Raw genomic sequence first — 23,983 nt, forward strand, 5'->3', positions numbered from 1 at the left:
AGCTCAAAGGGTGGCGAAGGCCGCAACGGGGCTGGCCAGCAGGCCGACGCCCGCCAGGATCAAGGCCAACCTTGGCCGATACGGCAACAACAGCACCAGCAGCAACGCGCTGAGCATCAACACGGCGCACCATTGCACCAGGCCCTGTCCCCACCCCGCGACACTCACCGCTGGCCAGATCGACAGCGTCAGCAGCAACCAGCCGGCCACACGCAAGCCCAGGCGCCGGCGTGGTGACAGTTTGCGGTGCAACAGTTCGCCGTGATGACGGTCGGTGGACAAGCACAGCGCCGTGAACCCGGCGTAGCACATCAGCAGTGCGAGCAGCATTCAGTTGGCCTCCTGCTTGAGGGTCAACGTGCGAGCGCGTTCAGCCTTGGGCGCTGGCGCGGTGCGATGCTGCATCTTCCAGGCAGCCCAAGCGAGAAACACACCGCTGGCCAGGCAGGTCAGGTCGAAGCCGGCCATCGCCCAATCGCCGGTCGCCAGTGACACCCCCAGGTGGCTGGACGTGGTCAGTGCGTTGAGCAATGGAATCGTGACGAACAGCAGCGCACCGACACTCAGTTGCTCGACCCAACCCTGGCGACCGCGCCGCAGGATGGCGTGCAACAGGCTCAGGCCCCAGGCAATAAAGAAGGTTTGAACTTCCCCGTCGGAACGCTCGGCGAAGCTCACCGGCAACACACGGTTGGCCCAGAAGAACGCGGCGATGGCGATCATCAGCCCGGCCATGCTGGCGATGTTGAGCACTTCTACCAGGCGCAACTCAAACGGCATGACCGAGGCTTTAGCGTGTTTGAGCTGGCGCTTGCCGAGCCAGATCACCAGCCCGGTGCCGATCATCGCCGTGCCGGCCAGGCCACAGATGAAGTACAACCAGCGCAGTACCGGCCCGGCGAAATGGCCCATGTGCAGGCCGTAGAAACTGCCGCCGATGACGGCCGGCAACGACTGTTCGCCGCTCACTCGCAGCAATTCACCTGTGCTGCCGTTGAAGGACACAGTGCTGCCGAAATCGTGCACCACGCGATCGGACCCGGCGCGGAATACATTCACTGACGCGTTCACGTCACTGGGGTTATTCACCGCCAGCCGGCCGACATGCCCGCCCGCCCACTGCCGCTGGGCCTCTTCGTACATCGGTACCAACGATTTCAAGGGTGCGGGCTCGCCCAGTGCCGGCGCATTGTCGGTCGCCGGGAACACCTCGCTGAAAAACGCCCGGGTGTCGTTGCCGTAGGAGGCCAGGATCGGCGCGGGCATCACCAGGCTCATGAAGATCACCAGGCTGCTGTAGGTGATCATCAAGTGGAACGGCAGCACCAGCACCCCCACCGCGTTATGCCCGTCGAGCCAGGAGCGCTGGCCTTTGCGGGGGCGAAAGGTGAAGAAGTCCTTGAAAATTTTCTTGTGGGTGATGATGCCGGTGACCAGCGCGACAAACATCACCATCGCGGCAATGGTCGACAGCCAGCGGCCCCACGGGTGAGGCATTTGCAGTTGGAAGTGGAAACGATAGAAGAACTCGCCGCCCATGCTTTCACGGGCTTGCACCGGTTGGCCGCTGACCGGGTCGAGGGTTTTCTGGATGAAATTGCCGCGCTTGCCGGGGTCGACCTTGTCTTGCCACATCACCGACAGGCCGGGGTCGCGGCTGTCCGGCAGGGTGATGAACCAGCGCGCGGCCTTCGGTGCCTGCTGCTGCAGATACGTTTGCGCCACCATGAGGCTGCGCGCGTCGTCGAGCGGATGGGCCTGTACTTCGGGCTGCATCCAATGGCTGATCTCGTCCTTGAAGTAGGACAAGGTGCCGGTCAGGAAAATCGCGAACAGCAGCCAGCCGAAGATCAACCCGGCCCAGGTGTGCAGCCAGGCCATGGCTTGGCGAAAGCCCTCCTTCATGTGCGTGCCATCCAGAAGCCCACCCCCGCCAGCGTGGCAAATGCCGCGCTGGGCAGCATCACGCCGAACCAGGCACGCGCGGCACTGCGGCAGGCGAAACACCAGAGCACGGCCAGCAGATAGAACACAAACGAGCTCATCATGCCGGTGATCACCGCGTCAGCACGTGACGTGGGCAACCACAGCGCCAGGCAGATACTGGCCAGGGAAGCCATCAGGTAACCCCCCACCACGGCAGCCAGTACCCGCGAGGTCACGGCAAGACGATAGGAGACGGGCAGCGAGGTTTTGCTTTTCATGCGGGAGGCGCCAGGTTCATCAGCGCGCAATATTAATGATAAATATTCTCATAAGCAAAACAGAACGGATGAATCACCTGCGCAGATGGATTGCCGAAGCCTCCCACGCGCCCTACAATGCGAACAATTCTTGTTCTCTAAAGCATGGCGATGCTTGTGGAGTGTCCCCGTTGAGCCCGTCCAACACTGTCGAAGTTTTGTACAACGACCATCACCACTGGCTCACCGGCTGGTTGCGGCGCAAGCTCGGCTGCCCCGAAAGTGCCGCCGACCTGGCGCAGGACACCTTCATTCGCGTGCTTACCGCGCGGGAAACGCCCACGCTGATCGAGCCCCGTGCGTTCCTCACCACTGTCGCCAAGCGCGTGCTGTTCAACTTCTACCGCCGCCAGGACCTGGAGCGCGCCTACCTCGACGCCTTGGCGCAGATGCCCGAACACGTGGCACCGTCGGAAGAGGAACGCGCCATCATCCTGCAGACCCTGGTGGAGCTGGATCAGCTGCTCGATGGCCTGCCCGTCCAGGTCAAACGCGCGTTCCTGCTGGCCCAACTGGATGGCCTGACCTACGCACAAATCGGCGCTGAACTGGGCATCTCCATCGCCACCGTCAAACGTCACCTGAACAAAGCAGCCATGCGCTGTTACTTCGCCCTATGAGTTTTTCCACTCAAGTCGCCGAACAGGCCGTGCATTGGCTGATGGAAATGCAGCAAGGCGCGCTCAATCCTCGTCAGCAAGCGGCCTGGCAACAATGGCTGAACGCCCACAGCGAACACCAGCGAGCCTGGGACCATATGCAACGCGTCAACCAGCGCCTGCGGGGCATGCCCTCGCCACTGGCCCATGCGGCATTGAACGCGCCAACCTCCACCAGCCGCCGCCAGGCCCTCAAGTTGCTGCTGATCCTCGGTGCCGGGTCGGCCGCTGCCTGGAGCCTGCGCCAGCAACACATTCTGCCGCCGCTGACCGCCGACTACCGCAGCCCCGTCGGCCAACGCCGCCAGGTGCAACTGGCGGACGGCAGCCAGTTGCAACTCAATACCGGCAGTGCCGTGGATGTGCATTTCGATGGCCGGCAACGACTGATCCGCTTGCTCGAAGGCGAGATCCTGCTGACCGGCATCGCGGGCAACACACCGCTGAACATCCTGACCGGCCAGGGCCTGCTCACCAGCCAGGCGGCACGTTTGAACGTGCGCCAGTTCAATGATCACACCCAAGTGGCGGTCTTCGACGGGCGCGTCGAGGTCATGCCCAAGACCTACAGCGGCCTGCCCCTCACTGTGGAGGCCGCGCGCCAGGTCAACTTCACGCGCAAAGGCTGGGACACCCCGCGCCCCACCGACGCCAACAGCGGCGCCTGGGCCGATGGCATGCTGGTGGCTGCGCATATGCGTCTGGAAGATTTCCTCGGCGAACTGGGTCGCTACCGCCGTGGCCAGGTCAATTGCGATCCGCAAGTGGCCAACCTGCTGATCTCTGGCAGCTACCCGGTGGATGACAGCGAACGCATTCTCGACCTGCTGGAGGTGAGCCTGCCGGTCAAGGTGCGGCGCTTTACCCGGTATTGGGTGACCGTCCAGGCGCGTGCCTGAAATTAAATTCAAAGACTGTGAGCCGTTTTCCACACCTCGCGTGACAGAGAAGGAAAGCCACCTTGATCCTTCCTTCTCAGGACCGCTCTTCATGCCCCAGCCACCGACGCCTCTTGCCCGCACCCTCCGCCAACTCCTACTCGGCGCCAGCCTGAGCCTTACCGCATTGCCCCCTGCGGTGGCGGCGGAGGCCAAGCCTTATCACATTGCCCCGACTTCGCTGGAAGCTGCGTTGAATCAGTTTGGTCGCGAGGCGGGCGTGCTGATCTCCTTCGGTTCCGAAGTCACGGCGGGTAGGCAGAGCCCGGGCCTGTCCGGCAACTACAGCGCCGCAGAAGGCCTGCACAAACTGCTCGAAGGCACTGGCCTTCAAGCCCGCCCGGAAGGGGATAACGCTTTTAGCCTGCAACCGGCCGACGCGCCGGCCAGCGTGGAACTGGCCACCTCCAGCGTCGTGGGCGACTGGCTGGGCGACGCGGCGCAAACCAACGTGTTCGAACATCCAGGCGCCCGTGACGTGATCCGCCGTGAAGAATTCGAACGCCAGGGCGCGACCCAGGCCAAGGACGTGCTCAACCGCATTCCCGGTGTCAACGCCCCGGATAACAACGGCACCGGCAGCCACGACATGGCGCTGAACTTCGGCATTCGCGGCCTCAACCCGCGCCTGGCGTCACGCTCTACCGTATTGATGGACGGCATCCCCGTGCCCTTTGCACCCTATGGTCAGCCGCAGCTTTCATTCGCGCCCATCAGCATGGGCAACATGGACGCCGTCGACGTCGTGCGTGGCGGCGGCGCTGTGCGCTACGGCCCGCAGAACGTCGGGGGCGTGGTCAACTTCGTGACCCGCGCGATCCCGGATGCGCCCACGGTCAAAGGTGGCCTGCAGACCGAGACCAGTCCTTCCTCCAGCCATGACGGCTTCAAGACCACCGGCAACCTGCTGGCCGGCGGCACCGCCGACAATGGCTTGGGTGGCGCGCTGCTGTACTCCGGTACCCGTGGCGGCGACTGGCGTGAGAACAGCAACACGCGCATCGACGACTTGATCCTCAAGGGCAAATACCAGCTCGACGACGCCAACAGCTTCAACGCCATGGCGCAGTACTACGAGGGCCAGGCCGATATGCCCGGCGGCCTGAACGTCGCGGACTACAAGGCCGATCCTTACCAGTCCACCCGCCCCTACGACAAATTCTGGGGTCGCCGTACGATGTTCAACGTCGGCTATCGCTATGAGCAGGACCGTCGCGAATTCACCGTGAACAGCTTCTTCACCAAGACCCTGCGCAGCGGTTACCTGGACCAGGGCACGTTCCTGTCGCTGTCGCCACGCGAATACTGGGTGCGCGGCCTGGAGACCCGCTTCGCCCAGGGCTTTGATCTGGGCCCGACCAGCCACGAAGTCGGCGTCGGCTACCGCTATATCAACGAGGCCGGCCACGAGCTGCGTTATCGCACGCCGATTGCTGCCAACCAGCAGATCCCCACCACCAACAGCCGCAACGACCGCGACACGCGCGGCGGCACCGAAGCCAATGCCTTCTTCATCGATGACCGGATCGATATCGGCAAGTGGACCATCACCCCGGGCATCCGCTACGAGATGATCGAGTCCCAGCAAACCAACAACCTGAGCAACGTCAAATACAAGGGTGACTACAACACTGCCCTGCCGGCCTTGAACGTGCTCTATCACCTCACCGATGACTGGAACCTCTACGCCAACACCGAAGGATCGTTCGGCAGCGTGCAGTACAGCCAGATGCCCAACCGGGTGACCAGCGGCGAAGTGAAGCCGGAAAAAGCGCGCACCTGGGAACTCGGCACGCGCTATGACAACGGCAGCCTGCGCGCGGAGATCGGCGCGTTCCTGATCAACTTCGACAACCAATATGAAAGCAACCAGACCAACGACTCGGTGATTGCCCGAGGTGAGACCCGTCACCAGGGCATCGAGTCGAGCGTCAACTACGCCCTCGACGGTTTGAGCCCGGCGCTGGCGGGGTTCGATGTGTATGCCAGCTACGCTTACGTCGATGCGACCATTCGCGAGGATGGCCCGAACAAAGGCAACCGCGTGCCCTTCTCGTCCAAACACAAGGGCACCCTCGGCGTGGGCTACACGGAAGGTCGCTGGAAACTCAATGTGGACAGCAGCTACCAGAGCAGCCAGTTCGCCGACAACGCCAACACCCAGGCCGAAAGTGCCGACGGTGCGAATGGGCGCATTCCCGGCTACATGCTGTTCAGCAGCCGTGCGGCTTACGACTTCGGCCCGCAACTGTCGGACCTGAACGTGGCAGTGGGGGTGAAAAACATCTTCAACAAGCAGTACTACACGCGCTCGTTCGACGATAACAACAAAGGCAAATACGTCGGTGAGCCGCGCACGGTGTATGTGCAGACCTCTATAGCGTTCTAGCTGCCTGCCAGGCAACTGGGGGTGCCGGCCACCAACGCGTCGATGGCGCAGCGCGTCTTGGCCGGCATATGCGCCGCCGTGGGCCAGATCACATGGATAGGTGCGGGTTGCTCACGGTACTCGGGCAGCACTGCCTGCAATTGCCCACGCAGCACATAGTGGGCAATCAACCAACTCGGCAACCAGGCCAGGCCCACGCCCGCGATGGCGGCATCGGCCACGGCCTGGAGGTCGTCCATCATCAGCGGCGAGGCCACTCGATTGCGGTGCGGGGTATTGCTGCGGTAGGCGATACCACGGTGACCGGCCAGATCCTCGATGCATGAAATCGGCCCGACCCGCTGCAAATACGCCGGTGAAGCCGCCAGCCCCACCGACTGCTCGCCCAGGCGTCGCGCGCTGAGGCGGTCGGTATCGGGCAGTGGACCGATCCGCACAGCAATGTCGAAGCCGTCCTGTGCCAAGTCTACCAACCGGTCGGCGAAGCTGATCTCGATCTCCAGTTCCGGATAACGCGCCATCAAGCCCCACAATGCGGGCGCCGCATAGTGGTGACCGAAAGCCAGCGGCAGGCTTGCCCGCAACCGTCCGCGTGGCTGTTGCCGGCCGCTTTCGAGTACCGATTCAGCCGCCTCAAGCTCGGCCAGTGCACGCAGGCAATGTTCGTAGTAGGCCTGGCCGTCTTCGGTCAGACGCTGGCGCCGCGTGGAGCGCTGCAACAGGCAGGTGCCAAGGCGCGCCTCCAATCGCGCCAGCCCCTTGCCGACAGCGGAGCGCGTGAGGTTCAGGCGCTCGGCGGCCTCGGTCAGATTGCCGCTTTCGACAATTTGCAGAAAGAGCTCAACACCATCAAAACGCGGAGTGGCCATGCTCGATTGTCGCCCTGAAGTCCCTGATAAGTGGAAAACTTATCACGAATAAAGAGCCAGATTCCTCTGAAAATACCCCGACACCCCATCGACAGGAGAGTCCCCATGCCACCCGCTGCCACGTTATCGATCGCCAGCCCAGCGCGCACCGCCAGAAACGGTCTCGCCCTCACCGCCGTGTGCCTGGTCGCGCTGATGTTCGGCCTGGAAATTTCCAGCGTACCGGTGATCCTGCCCACCCTTGAACACCAACTGGGCACCGGCTTCCAGGACGCCCAATGGATCATGAACGCCTACACCCTGGCCTGCACCAGCGTGCTGATGGCCGCCGGCACCCTGGCCGATCGCTTCGGCCGCCGCCGCATGCTGGTGCTGTGCCTGTGGGCATTCGGGCTGGCATCCTTGGCCTGCGGGCTGGCCGAGAATGCGTCCACGCTGGTAACGGCGCGCTTTGTCCAGGGCATCGGCGCCGGGGCGATGATGATCTGCCAGTTCGCAATTCTGTCGCACCTGTTTCGAGAACCTGCGGCGCGGGCGCGAGCGTTCGCAATATGGGGCGTGATTGCCGGCGTGGGCCTGGGCTTCGGGCCGATGGTGGGCGCGCTGATCCTGGCGGTCGCGGATTGGCGCTGGGTGTTTCTCGTGCATGTGCCGCTCACCTTGTTCACCCTGGTGGTGCTGCACGTCAGTGTGCAGGAGTCTCGCGACCCGGCCGCCCATCGTCTCGACATCGCCGGCATGCTCACCTTGACGTTGTCTGTGTTCGCCCTGGTTTACTTCATCACCCAGGGCACTGAAAACGGCTTTGGCACACCGGCAATGCTCGGCTGGGCAGCCTTGGCCGTGGCGGGGCTGCTGCTGTTCGGCGTCGTTGAACGGCGCAGCGCCCACCCGATGTTCGATTTCTCGGTGTTCCGTATCCAGCGCTTCAACGGCGCATTGATGGGCTCGATCGGCATGAACTTCAGCTTCTGGCCGTTCATGATCTACCTGCCGCTGTATTTCCAGGCTGGCCTGGGCTACGACACCCTGACCACCGGCGGCGCCCTGCTCGCCTATACCCTGCCCACCTTGCTCGTACCGCCGCTGGCTGAACGCCTGGCCCTGCGCTACGGCGCCGAGCGCATCATCCCCACCGGCCTCGGCCTGATGGGCGCGGGTTTCCTGGCCATGGCCGCCATCAATGGCACCGCGCATCCCAGCATCCTGCCGATCCTCGGCAGTTGCGCCCTCGCCGGCGTCGGACTGGCGCTGACCAACTCGCCCACTACCAACACCACAACGGGGTCGGTATCGGCAGACCGCGCCGGCATGGCTTCAGGCATTGACCTCAGCGCACGGCTGATCACCCTGGCGGTCAATATCGCGCTGATGGGGCTGGTGCTGTTGCTGGGGATCGGTCATGCGTTGGCCAGCCTGCTGCCCGACAGCACTGCACTGGATTGGCCGGCACTCAGCCAGCAGATTGCAGCGGGGAAGCTGGACGTACCCGGGCTGGACGTCACGAATGCCCGGGCCGCACTGCGTGACGGTGCAGGCTGGGCCATGGTGTTTGCAGGGCTGGGAGCCTGTGGGCTGGCATTATTGAGCCGGCATTTCTTCCGGCGCGGGCCGTAAACGAAAACGGGCCTGCGTATGCAGGCCCGTTTTTTAGAGGGACTTAAACACTATCAGCCATTAAATACGGCACGTTCTTTTTCAAGGAACTCCTGCTCAAGTTCATCTTCGTTGACTTTGGTGGTCGGCTGGTTTTTCCCGGCAGCGCGTGGCTTGCCTTGCAGTTTGCCAAACAGATGTTCCAACGCATGGTCCAGCTTGGTCGCCGCACCGTCGATCGCCTGTTCCAGGGTATCGGCTTTGTGCAGCACCGACAGCGGTTGATGGCCTTTTGGACGCGCTTCCAGGCGGCAACTCAAATCATGGGGACCGGGCTTGTCGCCGTTCTCATCCCGCAGGTAGACCTCCACTCGGGTCAGGTCTTCTTCGTAACGTTCGAGCGTGCTCTCAATGGTGGTACGTACCCACTCCTCCAGTCGGATGCTGCTTTCAATATGGTTATCGCTATTGACTTGGATTTGCATAGTTCTTCCCTTATTTCAGCTAGCTCGCTAGAGGTCACAACTGCAACACCGGTGTGGTGAAACCATGACCTCCTGATTACACAATTGAGCAGCCAGAAGAACATTTCAACCCCTTTGCAAAGATAAATCCCACATTACAAATTAACCCTGACGACAAGCAAAAACGCTGTTAGGGTGGGGAGTTAGCCGCGTCTTCTTACGCCCTGCGAATCCTACAATTGCCCCTCTCCCAACGGGTGCAATCCGCGAAAAATCCCGGCCTCTTCCACCAGCCAGTCATGCACGGCACGCACGCCTGGATGGCTCAATGCACCCGGCGCATACAGCAGCACGTAGCGTTTGTGGTTGGGCACAGCCAGGCCGAACGGCACGATCAAGGTGCCGCGTTCCAATTCATCGTTGAGCAAGGTGCGACGGGCGATGGCCACGCCCATGCCGGCAATGGCCGCTTCGATAGTCAGGTGGTTGCGGTTGAAGGTGTGCCCGCGGCGCACATCGGCGTCGTGATAGCCGATGGCATTCAGGTAGAACTCCCACTCCGCGTACTCATAGCTCCCACGCCAGGCAGTAATATCGTGCAGCAGCGGGAAGTGCACCAGGTCCGCCGGACCATGCAGGGGCGGGCGGCCGCGCAACAGGCTGGGGGCACACACCGGGAAGATCTGTTCGTCCAACAGGGCTGTGGATAACAGACCAGGGTAGCTGCCGTCGTTCAAATCGATGGCCAGGTCGAAATCGCCCTCATGCAGCGCAATGCTGCTGTCCTCGGCGACCATGCGCAGTTGGATATCCGGAAAGCGTTGCTGCAGGCGCGGCAAGCGTGGGGTCAGCCATTTACCCAGAAACGACGGGATCGAGCGCAGGCGCAGGGTGCCGCTGATCATTCCGGCGTCCAGCCGCTGCAATTCGGCATCGATGCTGCCATAGGCCTCTCCCACGGTTGCCGCCAGGCGCTGGCCTTCGGCACTCAACTCCACGCCGCGTGCGCGTCGGTGAAACAGCCGAAAGCCCAAACGTTCCTCCAGTTGGCGAATCTGCTGGCTCACCGCCCCAGGCGTGATGTGCAGTTCTTCTGCGCAGCGGGTGAACGACAAATGCCGCGCAGCGCAGGAAAAAACGTGCAGCCAGACATACGTCTGGCCATGGAGAGGCCGGGTCATAGCGTTTAGTCCTGCTAAAGGGTGTCTTAGGATAATTCGTTGGTCAGTGCCGTTCCAGAGGCTCAGTATCGCGCCAATTGCGCTCGTCCTACAAAACATGGCAGCGATTCCTACTCCATTGCTTGTAAGGCTTTAGCATGGCTATCAGTGTTTTCGATCTATTCAAGGTGGGCATTGGCCCTTCCAGCTCCCACACCGTCGGCCCAATGCGAGCGGCGGCGACCTTCGCCCAGGCCCTCACCGACCAACAATTGCTGGGTAAAACACAGCGCGTCGAGGTACGGCTATACGGCTCGCTGTCCGCCACCGGCGTCGGCCACGCCACCGACCGCGCCTGTGTAATGGGCCTGATGGGCGAATGGCCAGACAAGGTCGACCCCACTTCGATCAATGCCCGCATCCAGCAACTGCGCGAGTCGGGGCGACTGTTGCTCGCCGGCACTCACGAAATCGGCTTCAACTGGCACACAGATCTCCTGCTGCTGGACGAGAGCCTGCCCTACCACCCCAATGCGATGTCCTTACATGCCTATGGTGAAAACGGCCTGCTGAGCGAGCAAACGTATTACTCGGTGGGCGGCGGTTTCATCATCGAAGCGGCGGAAGCAGCCTCCGGCATTGCACCGACCAGCGATGTGCAATTGCCATACGACTTCTCCAGCGCCGTGGAACTGCTGGCCTTGTGCAATAAGCACGGCCTGAGGGTTTCCGAACTGATGATGGCCAACGAACGCGCGTGGCGCAGCGACGAAGAGATCCGTAGCGGGCTGCTGCATATCTGGTCCGTGATGCGCGAATGCGTAGAGCAAGGCCTGCGCGATGAAGGCATTCTGCCAGGTGGCCTGGACGTGCCGCGCCGGGCGGCGAAACTGCACCGTAGCCTGTTGGAAATCGGCAAGCCGAATGTGATCACTTCAACCTTGTCGGCCATGGAATGGGTCAACCTGTTTGCCCTCGCCGTCAACGAAGAAAATGCCGCCGGCGGGCGCATGGTGACCGCGCCGACCAATGGCGCGGCGGGGATTATCCCGGCCGTGCTGCATTACTACATGAAATTCAACACCGACGCGTCTGACGACGACGTGGTCAATTTCTTCCTGGCCGCTGCTGCCGTCGGCATTCTCTGCAAGAAAAACGCCTCGATCTCCGGCGCCGAAGTCGGCTGCCAGGGTGAAGTCGGTTCGGCCTGCGCCATGGCCGCTGCCGGCTTGGCCGATGTACTGGGTGCAACCCCCGAGCAACTTGAAAACGCCGCCGAGATCGGCCTGGAACACAACCTCGGTCTCACCTGCGACCCGGTAGGTGGCCTGGTGCAAGTGCCGTGCATCGAGCGCAATGCCATCGCCGCCGTGAAGGCGATCAACGCCACGCAAATGGCCCTGCGCGGAGACGGCAAGCACTTCATTTCCCTCGACCGGGTGATCCGCACCATGCGCGATACCGGCGCCGACATGCATGACAAATACAAAGAAACTTCACGGGGCGGCCTGGCCGTGAGCTGGGTGGAGTGCTGAGGAGCATTCCCCGACCGCCCCCTACGTGAGCCCGCGCAAAAATAATAACGAGGCAATAACGATGACCGATGTACGTACACCTGACGTTGCGACACCTTCAAAAGCAGGTCCTGCTGTAGAGAACACCGTTACAACTGGCTGGAGCAAACACGACACCACCTGGATGCTGGGCCTCTACGGCACCGCCATCGGTGCCGGCACGCTGTTCTTGCCAATCAATGCCGGCGTCGGCGGCTTCTGGCCGCTGATCGTGCTGGCACTGCTGGCCTTCCCCATGACCTTCTTCGCCCACCGTGGGCTGACGCGCTTTGTGCTGTCGGGCAAATCCGGCGACATTACCGAGGTGGTCGAAGAACACTTCGGCGTCGGCGCGGGCAAGCTGATTACCCTGCTGTATTTCTTCGCAATCTTCCCGATCCTGCTGGTGTACAGCGTGGCGCTGACCAACACCCTCGGGAGCTTCATGGAACACCAACTGCACACGGTCCCGCCGCCCAGGGCGATCCTGTCGCTGGTACTGATCCTCGGCCTGATGGCCATTGTGCGCTGCGGCCAGGGCGTAATCGTCAAAGCCATGAGCGTGCTGGTGTACCCGTTCGTTGCCGCCCTGCTGTTGCTGGCCGTCAGCCTGATCCCCAATTGGAACGGCGCATTCTTCGCCTCCGCTGGCGAGGGCATGCCGCTGCCGACCTTCTTCAAGACCCTGTGGCTGGCAATCCCGGTGATGGTGTTTTCCTTCAACCATTCGCCCATCATCTCCGCGTTTGCCGTCGACCAGAAACGCGTGTACGGGCCGCAGGCCGAGCGCAAAAGCAGCGGTATCCTCGCCACCGCCCACGGCATGATGGTGCTGACCGTGATGTTCTTCTGCTTCAGCTGTGTACTGGCGTTGTCGCCGGCAGACCTGGCAGCGGCCAAGGCCCAGAACATCTCGATCCTGTCGTACCTGGCCAACCACTTCCAGACCCCGGTGATCGCCTACGCCGCGCCATTGATCGCGCTGGTAGCGATCACCAAATCCTTCCTCGGCCACTACATCGGCGCCAGCGAAGGTTTCCAGGGCCTGATCGTCAAATCCCTGCGCGGGCGTAACCGCTCGATGTCGGCCATATGGCTGGAGCGCTGCACCGCACTGTTCATGGTGCTGACCTGCTGGGCCGTGGCCACCTTCAACCCGAGCATCCTGGGCATGATCGAGACACTGGGCGGGCCGATCATCGCTTGCCTGCTGTTCCTGATGCCGATGTACGCGATCCGCCGCGTACCCTCCCTGCGCCAGTATTCGGGCCAGCTGTCGAACGTGTTTGTGGTGGTGATCGGCTTGATTGCGCTGTCTGCGATCGTTTTCTCGGTACTGCCCTGAAACAGGTCACCGATTTCAACAGCAATCCAAAGCAACGGTGGGAGGGGGCTTGCCCCCCAATAGCGGAGCGTCAGCCAATGAATGCTCGGCGGAAAGACTGCTATCGGGGGCAAGCCCCCTCCCACATTGGGATTTGGCTGCTTAGCGGAGTCGCGCACGGCACGCCCTTTGCTGTACAGCTCATGAGGCAAACGGAATTTGTGAAACCTCAGCGACGGAGTGGCCGGTGGTCAGGCAACGCGAACTAATCCCGACACCGGTCGTCAATGACTGCATGTTCTTATCAGGCGGTAACGCACCATGGACAATCCTTTTCAGATCATCACCGACACGTTTACGCCCCAATACCGTGTCAACCTGAGCATCCAACGGCTGGACGGCAGCATCATGCTGACCCTTTCCAACGATCAAGGCGTGGTGGCCAAACGCATGATCAGCGCCGAACAACGCAATGACCCCAAGCGCCTGAAGCGACTGGTGCAGAGCATCCAATTCGGCATTGCCATCGAGCAGGGCCACAGCGCCATGGAAATCCTGGCGGTGATGACTGATGGCGACCACAAAGTGCTGCAGCGGCCGCCGGCCCGTCCCCTGCCCTTCAGCGTCGGGCTTTAAAGCTCGCCTTTCTCGGTTTCCAGGCTCGCCTCGCCCTTGCGACGCGGGCCTTCGACCTTCACTGACGGAAACGCCGACGACGCGTAGCGCACCACCAGGATCGCAAACGCCAACAGCAGAATCCCGCCACACAGGTAGATGATGCCAACGTCGGGTGGGTTGTGGTGGGACACGTTGGAGATCAGCAAGCGCGTCAGCGCGGTGATCGCCACGTAGATCAGGAAGCGCACAGGCATGTGGTTGGTCTTGAAATAAATCCCGACCATCGCACCCAATTCCAGGTAGATGAACAGCAGCAAGATGTCATCGATCTTGATATGCCCGTTCTCGAGCATCCCCAGAAACTCCATCACCGCTGCCCACGCGGTCACCGCACCAATGGCGAACAGCGCCAGGTAGTGGAACGACTCGACAAACAGATTGCCCAGGGACTCGGCCAGCCCGTGTACGTTCTGGCGCAGCCTTTCGGCCCAATTGATCTTCACGATGATGCTTCCTTAGGTCGACTCGACCGGATAATGCGGGTTGGACGTGACGGTTGTTCTGCATGCAGAAAAAAGGCCAGGGGCAGGTATGAGATGATGGCGGCGTGACATGAGACACGCCAAACCTGTATTTACGGGCTACATTAAAAAACTGCTACCCAAAGCCCGCTGTTTGGCTTACCCTTTTAGCTGTATATAAATACAGTAGTCGCAAAAGACAACTATCGTGAAGGCATGTGAGGTGGTGAATGGCCGTCGAAGTGGTATACCGCAGCAGCCGAGATCTGGAGCGTTTGTTCATGGATAAAGCCGAAGCTGACCGTCATGACAAGATGCTTGAACTCGCTGAGTTGCTGGCAGAAGTGTTGCAAAAAGCCGTGCCGTCACTGAGCGAGCAGCAGGTGGAAGAAGCCGGGATCTACATGGCGAAGAACCGCGATGTATTTGCCAAGGCGTTCAAGAGCCAGCCGGACGCGTTGTCCGAGTTGCTGAACGCACCGGCGGAATAAAGCCCGAATTGAACAGGCCCTGAATCATGGATTCAGGGCCTTTTTAATAACTGGCTATTGGTAAAGCAGGCGCTCGGCCAATTCATCCGCCACCCGTGCGGGCGAGCGTTTTTCGGCCTGGGCGTGGGCGAAGATTTCCGTGAGGCGTTTGCCGATGTTCGACAGGTGCGCGGTGATGGTCGGCAGTTCCGCCCCGCTGTGTTTGAGCGCGACGTAAATCAGGCCACCGGAGTTGATCACGTAATCGGGGGCATAGAGGATGCCGCGGCCTTCCAGTTGGTCGGCCACTTGCAGGTTGGTCAATTGCGCACTGGCGGAACCGGCAACGGCGGCGCAGCGCAGTTGGCCGACGCTCTGGCGATTGAATACGGCGCCCAGGCCGCAGGGTGCGAGGATGTCGCAGGGGGTGCTGAGCAAGGCATCGTTTGCGATGGGGTGCGCGCCCAGTTGCTCCATGGCCAATTGCACCTTGCCGTGGTCGATGTCGCTGACCAGCAGTTCGGCCCCGGCGGCGTGCAGTTGTTCGGCCAGGGCATAACCGACGTTGCCCAAGCCCTGGATCGCCACGCGCAAGCCCTCGAGGTTATCACTGCCCAGCCGTGCCATCGCGGTGGTACGGATACCGGCGAATACGCCCATGGCGGCATGCGGCGAAGGGTCGCCAGCGGCGCTGGTGCTGGTGACATAGCGGGTGTGTTGGGCGATGCAGTCCATGTCGGCCACTGAGGTGCCGCTGTCGGTGGCGGTGATGTAGCGACCGTCGAGTTGCTCGATACAGCGGCCGAAGGCTTCAAACAGCGCCGCGCGGTTTTCCACGTGGGCCGGGCGCAGGATCACCGCGGTGCCGCCGCCTACCGGCAAGCCCGCCAATGCGGCCTTGTAGCTCATGCCCTGGGCCAGGCGCGCGGCATCGGCCACGGCGCTTTCATCGTCGGGGTAGGACAGATAGCGACAGCCGCCGAGAGCAGGCCCCAGGCGGCTGTTATGGATGGCGATGACCGCCTTCAGCCCGGTGACCGGGTCGACGCTCAGGTGCAGCGATTCAAGGCGGGTGCTATGCATGAGAGCAAACATCGTCAAGCTCCCGAATCACTTTTGGTAGTGGGCCAAGTATAGGCTTGCGGCAGAAAACTGCCGGACCACACTGGAATAAGACGCCCGTTTTCGAAACGCTTGTGACATAAGCGAGCAGGATATTTCCTAAGGCACTGGACGAACATTCCCAGCAAGGCTAAAACGGGAGCATCCGCCGGAGAATGCAATGAATCCCCGCAAAGCCTTTTTCGCCTGCCTGGAACGCTCCCCCCCCGCGCTGTTTGAAGCGGCGCTGTGGATAGCCGCCGAGCATGACCCGGCAGTGCAGCCGGTGCAGATCCTGCAGGCGTTGACGTTACTGCAACAACAGGTGCACCAGGGCATGCCCCTGCTGCCGGCGGACGAACTGGGGCAGCCGCTGTTGCGGCGCATGAATGACCTGGGGTTCGCCCAGGATGAATTCACCCCGCTGCGCCCCGCCGCCGCGCTGCTGGACAAGGTGCTGCAGCGCAAACGCGGGCAGCCCTTGGCCATGGGGTTGATCGCCCTTGAGCTGGCGCGACGCCTGGACATCCCCCTGGTCGGCGTGAACTTCCCCGGCCACTTCCTACTGCGGGTGCCCGGCGCCGATCATCTGCTGGACCCGTGCGGCGGCCGGCGCCTGTACCCCAATGATTGCCGTGACCTGCTGCAACGCCAGTATGGGCCCAACCTCACATTGCAGGCCGACCACCTGCACACCGCCGATCCGCGTTCGATCCTGCAGCGGCTGTCACGCAACCTGCGGCAATTGCACCTTTCCAACGATGCCCCGCTCGCGGCACTGGTCGACGCCGAGCGTGTGCTGGAACTGGGCAATGCCAGCGCCGCCGACTACCTGGCACGGGCCAGCCTCTACCAGCGACTTGACTGCCCGAATGCCGAGCGTTTTGACCTGGAACATGCGTTGATGCTCAGCGAAGACCCCATCCAACGCCTGCGCTTGACCGAGCGCCTCGGGCACCTGCCGCCCAATTCAGTCGTGCATTGAACCCCTGCTTTGCGGGGTCATTTCTCCTGCGGTGAACGCGGTTGTTGCGGCGAGCGCACTTGGATGATCAACAACGCTGCAATCACTGCCGGGATCGCACAGAAGAAGAAAATCTGCTCCACCGGGATATGCATCGCCAGCAGCATGCTGCCAAACAGCGGCCCGAGGATCGAGCCAAACCGCCCCACACCGAGCGCCCAGCCCGTACCGGTGGCGCGTACGTGTGCCGGGTAGAAGTTGCTGGCGAAGGCATTGAGGGTCAGTTGGCCCCCAATGATGCAAAACCCGGCCGCAAACACACAGGCCACCAGATAGCGCGGGTTGTCATGGTTGAGGCCGAGCAGGAGGGTGCACACCGCTGCGGCCGCAAGCACGCCGGCCAGCAGTCGCACTTTGTTTTTCAAGCGGTCGGCGAACCAGGCCATGCCGATGGCGCCCAAGGTGCCGGCAAACAGGAACATCGAGGTCACGAGATTGGCTTCTTTTAACGTCAGCCCACTCTCCAGCAGCAGCGAAGGCAACCAACTGATCATGAAGTACAGCAGGATCAGGCTGACAAAAAAGGTCGCCCAGATCAGCACGGTCGGCCGCGCGTAACCGTTGCGAAACAGCTCCACGACGGTCAGTTTACTGCCTTGCTCCTGCTGGTTTTCGGCCTGGGTCGCAGGCGGCGGTTGCCAGCCCGGCAGCATGCGTGATGTGACCTTCTGCAGCCGCGTATAAGGTGGCGCGTCACGCAGCAAGCGCGGCAGGGACTCCGGCAGCAACCACACCAGAAAAGGAAACAACAGCAGCGGCGTCACGCCCCCGGCCAGGAACACCGCCTGCCACCCGAAGCCTTCGATAAACCCCGCCGCCACAAACCCACCCGCCGCCCCACCGAACGAGAAGCCACAGGCCGCCAACGTCACCATCAACGTGCGCAGTCGCGGTGGGGAATAATCCGACATCAACGCCATGGCACTGGGCATGGCGCCGCCCATGCCGATGCCGCAGATAAACCTTGCGGCCATCAGGGTGGTCAGTGAGTTGGCGAACACCATCAGCACGGTGAGGCTGGCGTAGACCAGCACGCAGCCGAGCAGGATGCGTCGCACGCCAAAGCGATCGGCCAATGGCGTGACCAGCAGTGAACCCAACGTCAGCCCGAGCAGGTTGGCACTGAACACCGGACCAAACGCGGCTTTCTCCAGGCCCCAGTCCTTGGCCAGCGCCGGTACCACATAGCCCAGCACCTGGGCGTCGTAGCCATCGGTCACCAGCAGCAGCGCCAGCAACAGGAGGATCAACCACTGATAGCGCGACACCGGACGGGCGTCGAGTGCCGCGCGCAAGCTGGCAATCTGATTGTGCATCGCAAGGTACCTTTGTTTTTATTTTTAGGGTCAAGCACAGCCCGAAGGCACTGGCTTGCCAGCGATGGCGGGGGGTCAGACCATGATCGATCGACTCAACTACCGCCGTCGCCAGCAAGCCGGCGCCTACAGGGATCAAGGGGTGTCAGGTTGGTTGGCAGGGTGCGCCTGGATAAATGCCGGATGCTGCGCCGCCAACGCCGCCACCCGCCCAATACGCGCATACGCCGCCAACGGCACCTTGAAGCGCTCCGCGGCATACAGCTGCGGAATCAGGAATGCATCCGCCATCCCCGGTTGCTCACCAAAGCAAAAGCCCCGATCGCCTATCAGTTGCTCCACCGCGCCCAACCCCTGGCTGATCCAATGGCCGATCCACTCCAGCAGTTGCGCCTCGTCATGCCCCCATTGGCGCAACAGGTTCTGGGTGCTGGAGTTGTGCAGCGGATGAATATCGCAGCAGACAATCGACGCCACCGCACGCTCATGGGCCCGGGCCACCAAGTCGGTGGAAAGCAACGGCACCTGTGGATAACGTTCCTCCAGGTACTCGATGATTGCCAGCGACTGCATCAACACCTCACCTTCATCGGTGCGCAAGGCCGGCACACGGCCTTGCGGGTTGATCGCCAGGTACGCCGGCTGGCGATTCGCACCGCCCGCCGGCACCAGCAGGTTGACCGGCACGGCGGTGAAATCCAGGCCCTTGAGTGCCAAGGCAATGCGTACCCGGTAAGACGCGGTGGAACGGTAGTAGGTGTAGAGTTCCATCACCCTGCCCTCCTAGCGCGCCGCGACCACGGTGCCACGGCATTCGCCAAAGCCGATGGAGGCAAATCCCTCGCGGCTGCAGCGGGCACGCAGGATGATTTCGTCGCCGTCTTCGAGGAACTTGCGCACTTCGCCAGACGGTAGCTCGACAGGCTTTTTACCGCCCTCGGTCATTTCCAACAGGCTGCCGAACTGACCGGCGTGCGGCCCCGACAGGGTCCCTGTACCGAACAGGTCACCCGCCTGCAGTTGGCAGCCGTTGACGCTGTGGTGCGCCACCAATTGCGCGGCCGTCCAGTACATATGCAGGCTATTGCTCAGGGCCAGGCGAAAAGCCGGTAGGTTCTGTTCGCGCATGGCCGCCGTGGTGAGCAGTACTTCCAGCTCGATATCCAGGGCGCCAGCAGCCTGGTCGCGTGGGTCCAGCAGGTACGGCAGCGGTTGCGGGTCACCTGCCGGTCGCGCCGGTTGCGCCTTGCGGAACGGTTCAAGCGCCTCGGCCGTCACTACCCACGGCGAAATGGTGGTAATGAAACTCTTCGACAGGAACGGCCCCAATGGCTGGTATTCCCAGGCCTGGATATCCCGCGCCGACCAGTCATTGAGCAGGCAGAAACCGGCGATATGCTCAGCCGCATCACCAATGGCAATCGAATCCCCCATCTCATTGCCCTGGCCGATCCACACGCCCAGTTCCAATTCGTAGTCCAGGCGCGCGCACGGACCGAAGGTCGGCTCGGCCTGGCCGGCTGGCAAGGTCTGGCCTTTGGGGCGGCGCACGTCCGTGCCCGAGGTGCGGATGGTCGACGCACGGCCGTGGTAACCAATCGGCACGTACTTGTAGTTCGGCAGCAAGGGGTTATCAGGACGGAACAGTTTGCCGACGTTTTGCGCGTGTTCGATGCCGACATAGAAGTCGGTGTAGTCATTGATTCGCGCCGGTACATGCATCTGGCAATCGGCAGCACGATGCAGCACTTGCGCTTCACGCACCTGCAGTTTGCTGCCTTCGGCCAACAACGCCAGCAGACGCTCGCGCAAGGCCACGCGCGGGCCGCGGCCCAGTTCAAAAAAAGCGTTCAGTTGGCCACCGGCGGTCGCTTCGACGGCGCGACGGGCATCACCGTCAAACTCATCGATCGCGGCGTGCAGGTCCAGGATCGAGTCGCCAATCGCGACGCCAGCGCGCGGTGCGCAGCCATTGACGCTGAACACCCCCAGCGGCAGGTTTTGCAGGGGAAAATCGGTGTGACCATTCGCGGAGGCCACCCAGCTGCGGGTAAGTGTGGGCTGAGTCATGGGTTATCTCCGGTTCGGGTTGAAGGTGGCGGGCAACGAGGCCCAGCACGCGTCATAGGAAGGTTGCAGTTGTGGGCAGTCCAAGGCGAACTGGGTCGGGCGCAGCACTTGGCTGGTCTCGAACATGAAGGCCATGGTGTTATCGATCTTGTGCGGCGCCAGGTCCGCATTGATGGCCTTGGTGCAAGTCTCGCCGTCCGGGCCATGGGCACTCATGCAGCTGTGCAGCGACGCGCCACCGGGCAGGAAGCCTTCGGCCTTGGCGTCGTAGGCACCCTGGATCAGGCCCATGTATTCGTTCATCAGATTGCGGTGGAACCATGGCGGACGGAAGGTGTTCTCGGCCACCATCCAGCGCGGTGGGAAGATCACGAAGTCGAGATTGGCCAGGCCATGAGTGCTGGTGGGCGAGGTCAACACGGTGAAGATCGACGGGTCCGGGTGGTCGAAGCTTACGGTGCCAATGGTATTGAAGCGGCGCAGATCGTATTTGTACGGCACGTTGTTGCCGTGCCAGGCGACCACGTTGAGCGGGGAATGATCCAGCTCACAGGCCCAGAGCTCGCCAAGGAATTTCTGTACCAGCGTTGTCGATTGTTTCAAGTCTTCGTAGTGGGCAACCGGCGTAAGGAAATCGCGCGGGTTGGCCAGGCCATTGCTGCCGATCGGGCCCAGGTCCGGCAGCCGCAACGGCGCGCCGTGGTTTTCGGCAACATAACCGCGAGCTTGCGCATCCAGCAATTGGACACGGAATTTGAGCCCGCGTGGCAGCACGACGATTTCCAGCGGCTCGACTTCCAGCACCCCCAGTTCAGTCACGATACGCAGGCGACCCTGCTCGGGGACGATCAACAGTTCGCCATCGGCGTTGAAGAACACAAGCTCCATCGAGCGATTGGCGCGGTAGGTGTAGATGCTGATACCCGAGGGTTTATCGGACCCGGAATTAGCGACCATTCCTACCAGCCCATCGATAAAGTCCGTCGGCTCGCTCGGAATATCCATCGGATTCCAGCGCAAGCGATTGGGCGTCACGCCCCCCAACGGCCCCCCGGCCAACTGCCGCTCAAGCTTGCTGAACGCAGGGTGATTGGCCGACGGCTGGATGCGGTACAGCCAGGTACGCCGGGCTTCACTGCGCGCCATGGTGAACGCCGTGCCGGAGAACAGTTCGGTGTACAGGCCGTAGGGGGCTTTTTGCGGAGCGTTCTGGCCCACGGGCAATGCCCCGGGCAGGGCTTCGCTGGCGAATTCATTGCCGAAGCCCGACAGGTATTCGAGGTTCATGGATCGTCCTCTGAGCGGAAGTTGTTTTTATCGTAATCCAGTTACGCATAACGTAATTTGATCACTATCGACCGTCAAGCTATAAAGACGCCCATTCATCTCTCGGATTCTCGCCCCTCCATGGAAAAGCCCCGCGACACCGGTAAACAGAAAGTCCGCTCGGCCGAAGTGGGCACCGATATCCTCAAGGCCCTGGCCGAGCTGTCTCCGGCGACCTCGTTGTCGCGCCTGGCCGAGCACGTGCAGATGCCGGCCAGCAAGGTGCACCGCTACCTGCAAGCACTGATCGCCTCCGGGTTTGCCGAACAGAACACCGCCACCAACCACTATGGCCTGGGTCGCGAAGCGCTGCGCGTGGGCCTGGCGGCACTGGGCAGCATGGACGTGTTGAAAGTCGGCGCGATGCCCCTGGCGGAGCTGCGCGATGAATTGAATGAAACCTGCTTCCTGGCGGTGTGGGGCAACCAGGGCGCGACCGTGGTGCAAATCGAACCGGCGGTGCGTGCGGTGACCGTGGTGACGCAATTGGGCTCGGTGCTACCACTGCTCGGTTCGTCCACCGGACTGGTCTTCAGCGCCTTCCTGCCCTCGCGGGAAACCGTGGAGTTGCGCGAGCGCGAGATCCAGGCCGGCATCGCCCATGCCCTGGCGGACGATCAGGCCTACGCCACCGTCTGCGAACAGATCCGCAGCCGTGGCCTGCACTTTGTGCATGGTTTGCTGATGCCCGGCGTCGATGCGTTGTCGGCGCCGGTGTTCAACGCCATCGGCCACGTGGCGGCGGTGATGACCGTGGTCGGCCCTACCTCGCTGTTCCACGCCGACGAGGACGGCCCGGCGGCGCAACGCTTACTGGCAGCGACCCGCGCAGTCAGTTGGCGCATGGGCTATCAGCCCTGAGCTAGTCGTGCCATTGGGTCAGCGCCAGCGCCACCCGGTTCTCCAGCGTCCGGATCGGCGCCGCGTTGCTCAGGTAATTGTTGCTGATCATTGAAAACACCAGGCGCCGGCCATCGGCGTCGGTGATGTAGCCGCTCAAGGAGGAAACGCCGGCCATGGAGCCGGTCTTGGCGTGCAGATTGTCTTGCGCTGCCGTGGCACGCAGGCGGTAGCGCAGGCTGCCGCCGCTCATGCGATCCGGGTTGCCGGCAATCGGCAAGGCGTTGTACCAAGCCTCGAACCAAGGCTGTTTGGCCGTCACCAGCAGCAGATCGGTAAGGCCCTGCGAAGACACCAGATTGCGCCGTGACAGGCCCGAGCCATCCACCTGGCTAAGCGTCATCGGGTCCAACCCCTGGCGCCGCATGAAGTCCGCCACTGCTGCCACGCCAGCCTGCGCCGTGCCCGCATTAGACGCTTTGCGCCCCATGGCCTTGAGCAAGGCTTCGGACATGTTGTTGTTCGAGAGTTTGAGCAGCGGCGTGATCAGCTCTTGCAGCGGCGCTGACTGATGTTCGGCCACCACGTTGGCTGTCGCAGGGCTTGCACCGCCAATCACCCGCCGGCCTAGCACCTGGATGCCCTGCTGCGCCAACGCCTGCTCAAACAGGTTGGCGACCAGTTGCGTCGGCTCCCACACACTCACCCATTGCCGGCTTTGTTTGCCCGGCGCCAGTGCGCCCGTCAGTTGCAGCAGGTTGGTGCCATGCTGGCGGGTGATGCCGTAGCTGTTGCCGGGGCCGCTGACAGCGCGGTTGTTCAGTTGCACGTAATCGGTGGAGGGGCTGACGACCACGCTCACCGGCTGGCCAGCCGTCACGGGCGCCTTCGCCGTGACCAGCAACGTACCTGCATCGAAATCCGTATCGGGTGACACGGTCAGCGCCGAAACCTGCGCGCCGTAGTAGGTGCTTTCATCGTCATGTGCCCAGTCCACGCCCAGCCGTTCGGCGTCGAACCACGTGTCGTCGAAGACAAGATCGCCCTGGACCTGACGCACGCCCTGCGCTGCCAGTTGTGCCGCCAATGCCTGATAGTCGGCCAATTGCGTGGTCGGATCGCCCAGGCCGCGCAGGTACAGGTTGCCGCTGAGGCGCCCGCCTTGCTGCGAACCGTTACTCAGCAGTTGGGTGGAGAAGCGGTAGTTCGGCCCCAACACGTCCATTGCCGCTGCGGTGGTCAGCAATTTGAGGTTGGATGCCGGGATTAGACGAGCCCGGGGGTTGTGTTGGTAGAGCGTGCTGCCGCTGCGGGCGTCACGCACCGTCAGGGAGACGGTGGCACCGTTGAGGGCCGGGTCAGCCATCAAGTGTTCGATGATGGCTGGGGAGGAATTCTGAGAAACACTCGCGCAACCTCCCAGCAAAAGGCTCAGGCCAACCAGCATGCCGCTGGTGTGTGTCCATTTTCCAAAATACATCAGTCGCGTTGTCCGCAAAGCT

The 23,983-nt window shown here is 62.2% G+C and carries 23 protein-coding genes; 10 read left to right on the forward strand and 13 right to left on the reverse strand.

Annotated features, from left to right (window positions below; genetic code table 11):
• Window positions 1–3: 3 nt before the first annotated feature.
• Genes CQ002_RS05020 through CQ002_RS05030 form a run of 3 tightly spaced genes read right to left on the reverse strand, consistent with a single transcriptional unit; the run spans window position 4 to window position 2,204 of the window.
• The gene (locus CQ002_RS05020) at window positions 4–330 is read right to left on the reverse strand and encodes a DUF3325 domain-containing protein (protein WP_034102330.1); all 327 of its coding nucleotides are present in this window, start codon (window positions 328–330) and stop codon (window positions 4–6) included.
• Window positions 331–1,905 (reverse strand): PepSY domain-containing protein, encoded by a 1,575-nt coding sequence (locus CQ002_RS05025; RefSeq protein WP_105161699.1) that lies wholly within the window; start codon window positions 1,903–1,905, stop codon window positions 331–333.
• Window positions 1,902–2,204: a DUF3649 domain-containing protein gene (locus tag CQ002_RS05030; RefSeq protein WP_069021912.1), complete on the reverse strand. Its 303-nt coding sequence runs from the start codon at window positions 2,202–2,204 to the stop codon at window positions 1,902–1,904. Before CQ002_RS05030 ends, CQ002_RS05025 begins: the two co-directional genes overlap by 4 nt.
• 170 nt (window positions 2,205–2,374) lie before the next feature.
• On the opposite strand from CQ002_RS05030, the gene CQ002_RS05035 reads away from it, so the two are divergent.
• The 3 genes from CQ002_RS05035 to fecA all read left to right on the forward strand — a co-directional run bounded on the left by CQ002_RS05035 (window position 2,375) and on the right by fecA (window position 6,229).
• Entirely contained in the window at window positions 2,375–2,863 is a 489-nt protein-coding gene (locus tag CQ002_RS05035) for a sigma-70 family RNA polymerase sigma factor (protein WP_025858984.1), read from the forward strand.
• Window positions 2,860–3,801: a FecR domain-containing protein gene (locus CQ002_RS05040; protein WP_105161698.1), complete on the forward strand. Its 942-nt coding sequence runs from the start codon at window positions 2,860–2,862 to the stop codon at window positions 3,799–3,801. Before CQ002_RS05035 ends, CQ002_RS05040 begins: the two co-directional genes overlap by 4 nt.
• A 91-nt stretch (window positions 3,802–3,892) precedes the next feature.
• Window positions 3,893–6,229, forward strand: coding sequence for a TonB-dependent Fe(3+) dicitrate receptor FecA (fecA, locus tag CQ002_RS05045; RefSeq protein WP_034102326.1), 2,337 nt, complete (start codon window positions 3,893–3,895; stop codon window positions 6,227–6,229).
• Here fecA and CQ002_RS05050 read toward each other — a convergent pair.
• Window positions 6,226–7,098, reverse strand: coding sequence for a LysR family transcriptional regulator (locus CQ002_RS05050; protein WP_034102325.1), 873 nt, complete (start codon window positions 7,096–7,098; stop codon window positions 6,226–6,228). The two genes, fecA and CQ002_RS05050, sit on opposite strands and share 4 nt — an antisense overlap.
• Before the next feature lie 105 nt (window positions 7,099–7,203).
• On the opposite strand from CQ002_RS05050, the gene CQ002_RS05055 reads away from it, so the two are divergent.
• Window positions 7,204–8,715 carry an MFS transporter gene (locus CQ002_RS05055; RefSeq protein WP_105161697.1) on the forward strand — a complete coding sequence of 504 codons (1,512 nt, stop codon included), beginning with the start codon at window positions 7,204–7,206 and terminating at the stop codon, window positions 8,713–8,715.
• Window positions 8,716–8,768: 53 nt separating this feature from the next.
• Here the strand turns inward: CQ002_RS05055 and CQ002_RS05060 are convergent, their stop codons facing one another.
• Together CQ002_RS05060 and CQ002_RS05065 are read right to left on the reverse strand one after the other, a co-directional pair.
• Complete coding sequence (locus CQ002_RS05060; RefSeq protein WP_016978251.1) at window positions 8,769–9,179, reverse strand: HPF/RaiA family ribosome-associated protein; 411 nt, start codon at window positions 9,177–9,179, stop codon at window positions 8,769–8,771.
• 212 nt (window positions 9,180–9,391) lie between these two features.
• Complete coding sequence (locus CQ002_RS05065) at window positions 9,392–10,339, reverse strand: LysR substrate-binding domain-containing protein (protein WP_017135169.1); 948 nt, start codon at window positions 10,337–10,339, stop codon at window positions 9,392–9,394.
• Window positions 10,340–10,476: 137 nt separating this feature from the next.
• On the opposite strand from CQ002_RS05065, the gene CQ002_RS05070 reads away from it, so the two are divergent.
• The 3 genes from CQ002_RS05070 (at window position 10,477) to CQ002_RS05080 (ending at window position 13,831) form a co-directional block, all read left to right on the forward strand.
• Window positions 10,477–11,853: an L-serine ammonia-lyase gene (locus tag CQ002_RS05070; RefSeq protein ID WP_098465837.1), complete on the forward strand. Its 1,377-nt coding sequence runs from the start codon at window positions 10,477–10,479 to the stop codon at window positions 11,851–11,853.
• A gap of 61 nt (window positions 11,854–11,914) precedes the next feature.
• Window positions 11,915–13,216, forward strand: coding sequence for a serine/threonine transporter (locus tag CQ002_RS05075; protein WP_069021900.1), 1,302 nt, complete (start codon window positions 11,915–11,917; stop codon window positions 13,214–13,216).
• Window positions 13,217–13,516: 300 nt separating this feature from the next.
• Window positions 13,517–13,831, forward strand: a complete 315-nt coding sequence (locus CQ002_RS05080; RefSeq protein ID WP_034102321.1) for a DUF3509 domain-containing protein — start codon at window positions 13,517–13,519, stop codon at window positions 13,829–13,831.
• Here CQ002_RS05080 and CQ002_RS05085 read toward each other — a convergent pair.
• Window positions 13,828–14,316, reverse strand: a complete 489-nt coding sequence (locus CQ002_RS05085; protein WP_034102320.1) for a phosphate-starvation-inducible protein PsiE — start codon at window positions 14,314–14,316, stop codon at window positions 13,828–13,830. The genes CQ002_RS05080 and CQ002_RS05085 overlap by 4 nt on opposite strands.
• 248 nt (window positions 14,317–14,564) lie before the next feature.
• Between CQ002_RS05085 and CQ002_RS05090 the strand changes: the two genes are divergently transcribed.
• On the forward strand, window positions 14,565–14,825 hold the full coding sequence (locus CQ002_RS05090; protein WP_012722374.1) for a YebG family protein: 261 nt from the start codon (window positions 14,565–14,567) through the stop codon (window positions 14,823–14,825).
• A 54-nt stretch (window positions 14,826–14,879) separates the two neighbouring features.
• Here the strand turns inward: CQ002_RS05090 and CQ002_RS05095 are convergent, their stop codons facing one another.
• Window positions 14,880–15,899 carry a Glu/Leu/Phe/Val dehydrogenase dimerization domain-containing protein gene (locus CQ002_RS05095; RefSeq protein ID WP_034102319.1) on the reverse strand — a complete coding sequence of 340 codons (1,020 nt, stop codon included), beginning with the start codon at window positions 15,897–15,899 and terminating at the stop codon, window positions 14,880–14,882.
• Between the two features lie 187 nt (window positions 15,900–16,086).
• On the opposite strand from CQ002_RS05095, the gene CQ002_RS05100 reads away from it, so the two are divergent.
• The gene (locus CQ002_RS05100) at window positions 16,087–16,890 is read left to right on the forward strand and encodes a SirB1 family protein (RefSeq protein WP_034102318.1); all 804 of its coding nucleotides are present in this window, start codon (window positions 16,087–16,089) and stop codon (window positions 16,888–16,890) included.
• Between the two features lie 17 nt (window positions 16,891–16,907).
• Here CQ002_RS05100 and CQ002_RS05105 read toward each other — a convergent pair whose 3' ends face one another.
• The 4 genes from CQ002_RS05105 to hmgA all read right to left on the reverse strand — a co-directional run bounded on the left by CQ002_RS05105 (window position 16,908) and on the right by hmgA (window position 21,602).
• The gene (locus CQ002_RS05105) at window positions 16,908–18,245 is read right to left on the reverse strand and encodes an aromatic acid/H+ symport family MFS transporter (RefSeq protein ID WP_034102317.1); all 1,338 of its coding nucleotides are present in this window, start codon (window positions 18,243–18,245) and stop codon (window positions 16,908–16,910) included.
• A gap of 135 nt (window positions 18,246–18,380) precedes the next feature.
• Window positions 18,381–19,016: a maleylacetoacetate isomerase gene (gene maiA, locus CQ002_RS05110; RefSeq protein WP_105161696.1), complete on the reverse strand. Its 636-nt coding sequence runs from the start codon at window positions 19,014–19,016 to the stop codon at window positions 18,381–18,383.
• Window positions 19,017–19,028: 12 nt separating this feature from the next.
• Window positions 19,029–20,315: a fumarylacetoacetase gene (gene fahA, locus CQ002_RS05115; RefSeq protein ID WP_105161695.1), complete on the reverse strand. Its 1,287-nt coding sequence runs from the start codon at window positions 20,313–20,315 to the stop codon at window positions 19,029–19,031.
• Between the two features lie 3 nt (window positions 20,316–20,318).
• A complete protein-coding gene (gene hmgA / locus CQ002_RS05120) occupies window positions 20,319–21,602 on the reverse strand; it encodes a homogentisate 1,2-dioxygenase (protein ID WP_105161694.1) in 1,284 nt (427 codons plus the stop codon).
• A gap of 120 nt (window positions 21,603–21,722) precedes the next feature.
• On the opposite strand from hmgA, the gene CQ002_RS05125 reads away from it, so the two are divergent.
• Window positions 21,723–22,502, forward strand: a complete 780-nt coding sequence (locus tag CQ002_RS05125) for an IclR family transcriptional regulator (protein WP_034102313.1) — start codon at window positions 21,723–21,725, stop codon at window positions 22,500–22,502.
• Window position 22,503: 1 nt separating this feature from the next.
• Here the strand turns inward: CQ002_RS05125 and dacB are convergent, their stop codons facing one another.
• Window positions 22,504–23,961 (reverse strand): D-alanyl-D-alanine carboxypeptidase/D-alanyl-D-alanine-endopeptidase, encoded by a 1,458-nt coding sequence (gene dacB, locus CQ002_RS05130; RefSeq protein ID WP_105161693.1) that lies wholly within the window; start codon window positions 23,959–23,961, stop codon window positions 22,504–22,506.
• Window positions 23,962–23,983 lie beyond the last annotated feature (22 nt).

Source organism: Pseudomonas sp. MYb13 (assembly GCF_002980075.1).
Classification (GTDB): domain Bacteria; phylum Pseudomonadota; class Gammaproteobacteria; order Pseudomonadales; family Pseudomonadaceae; genus Aquipseudomonas; species Aquipseudomonas lurida.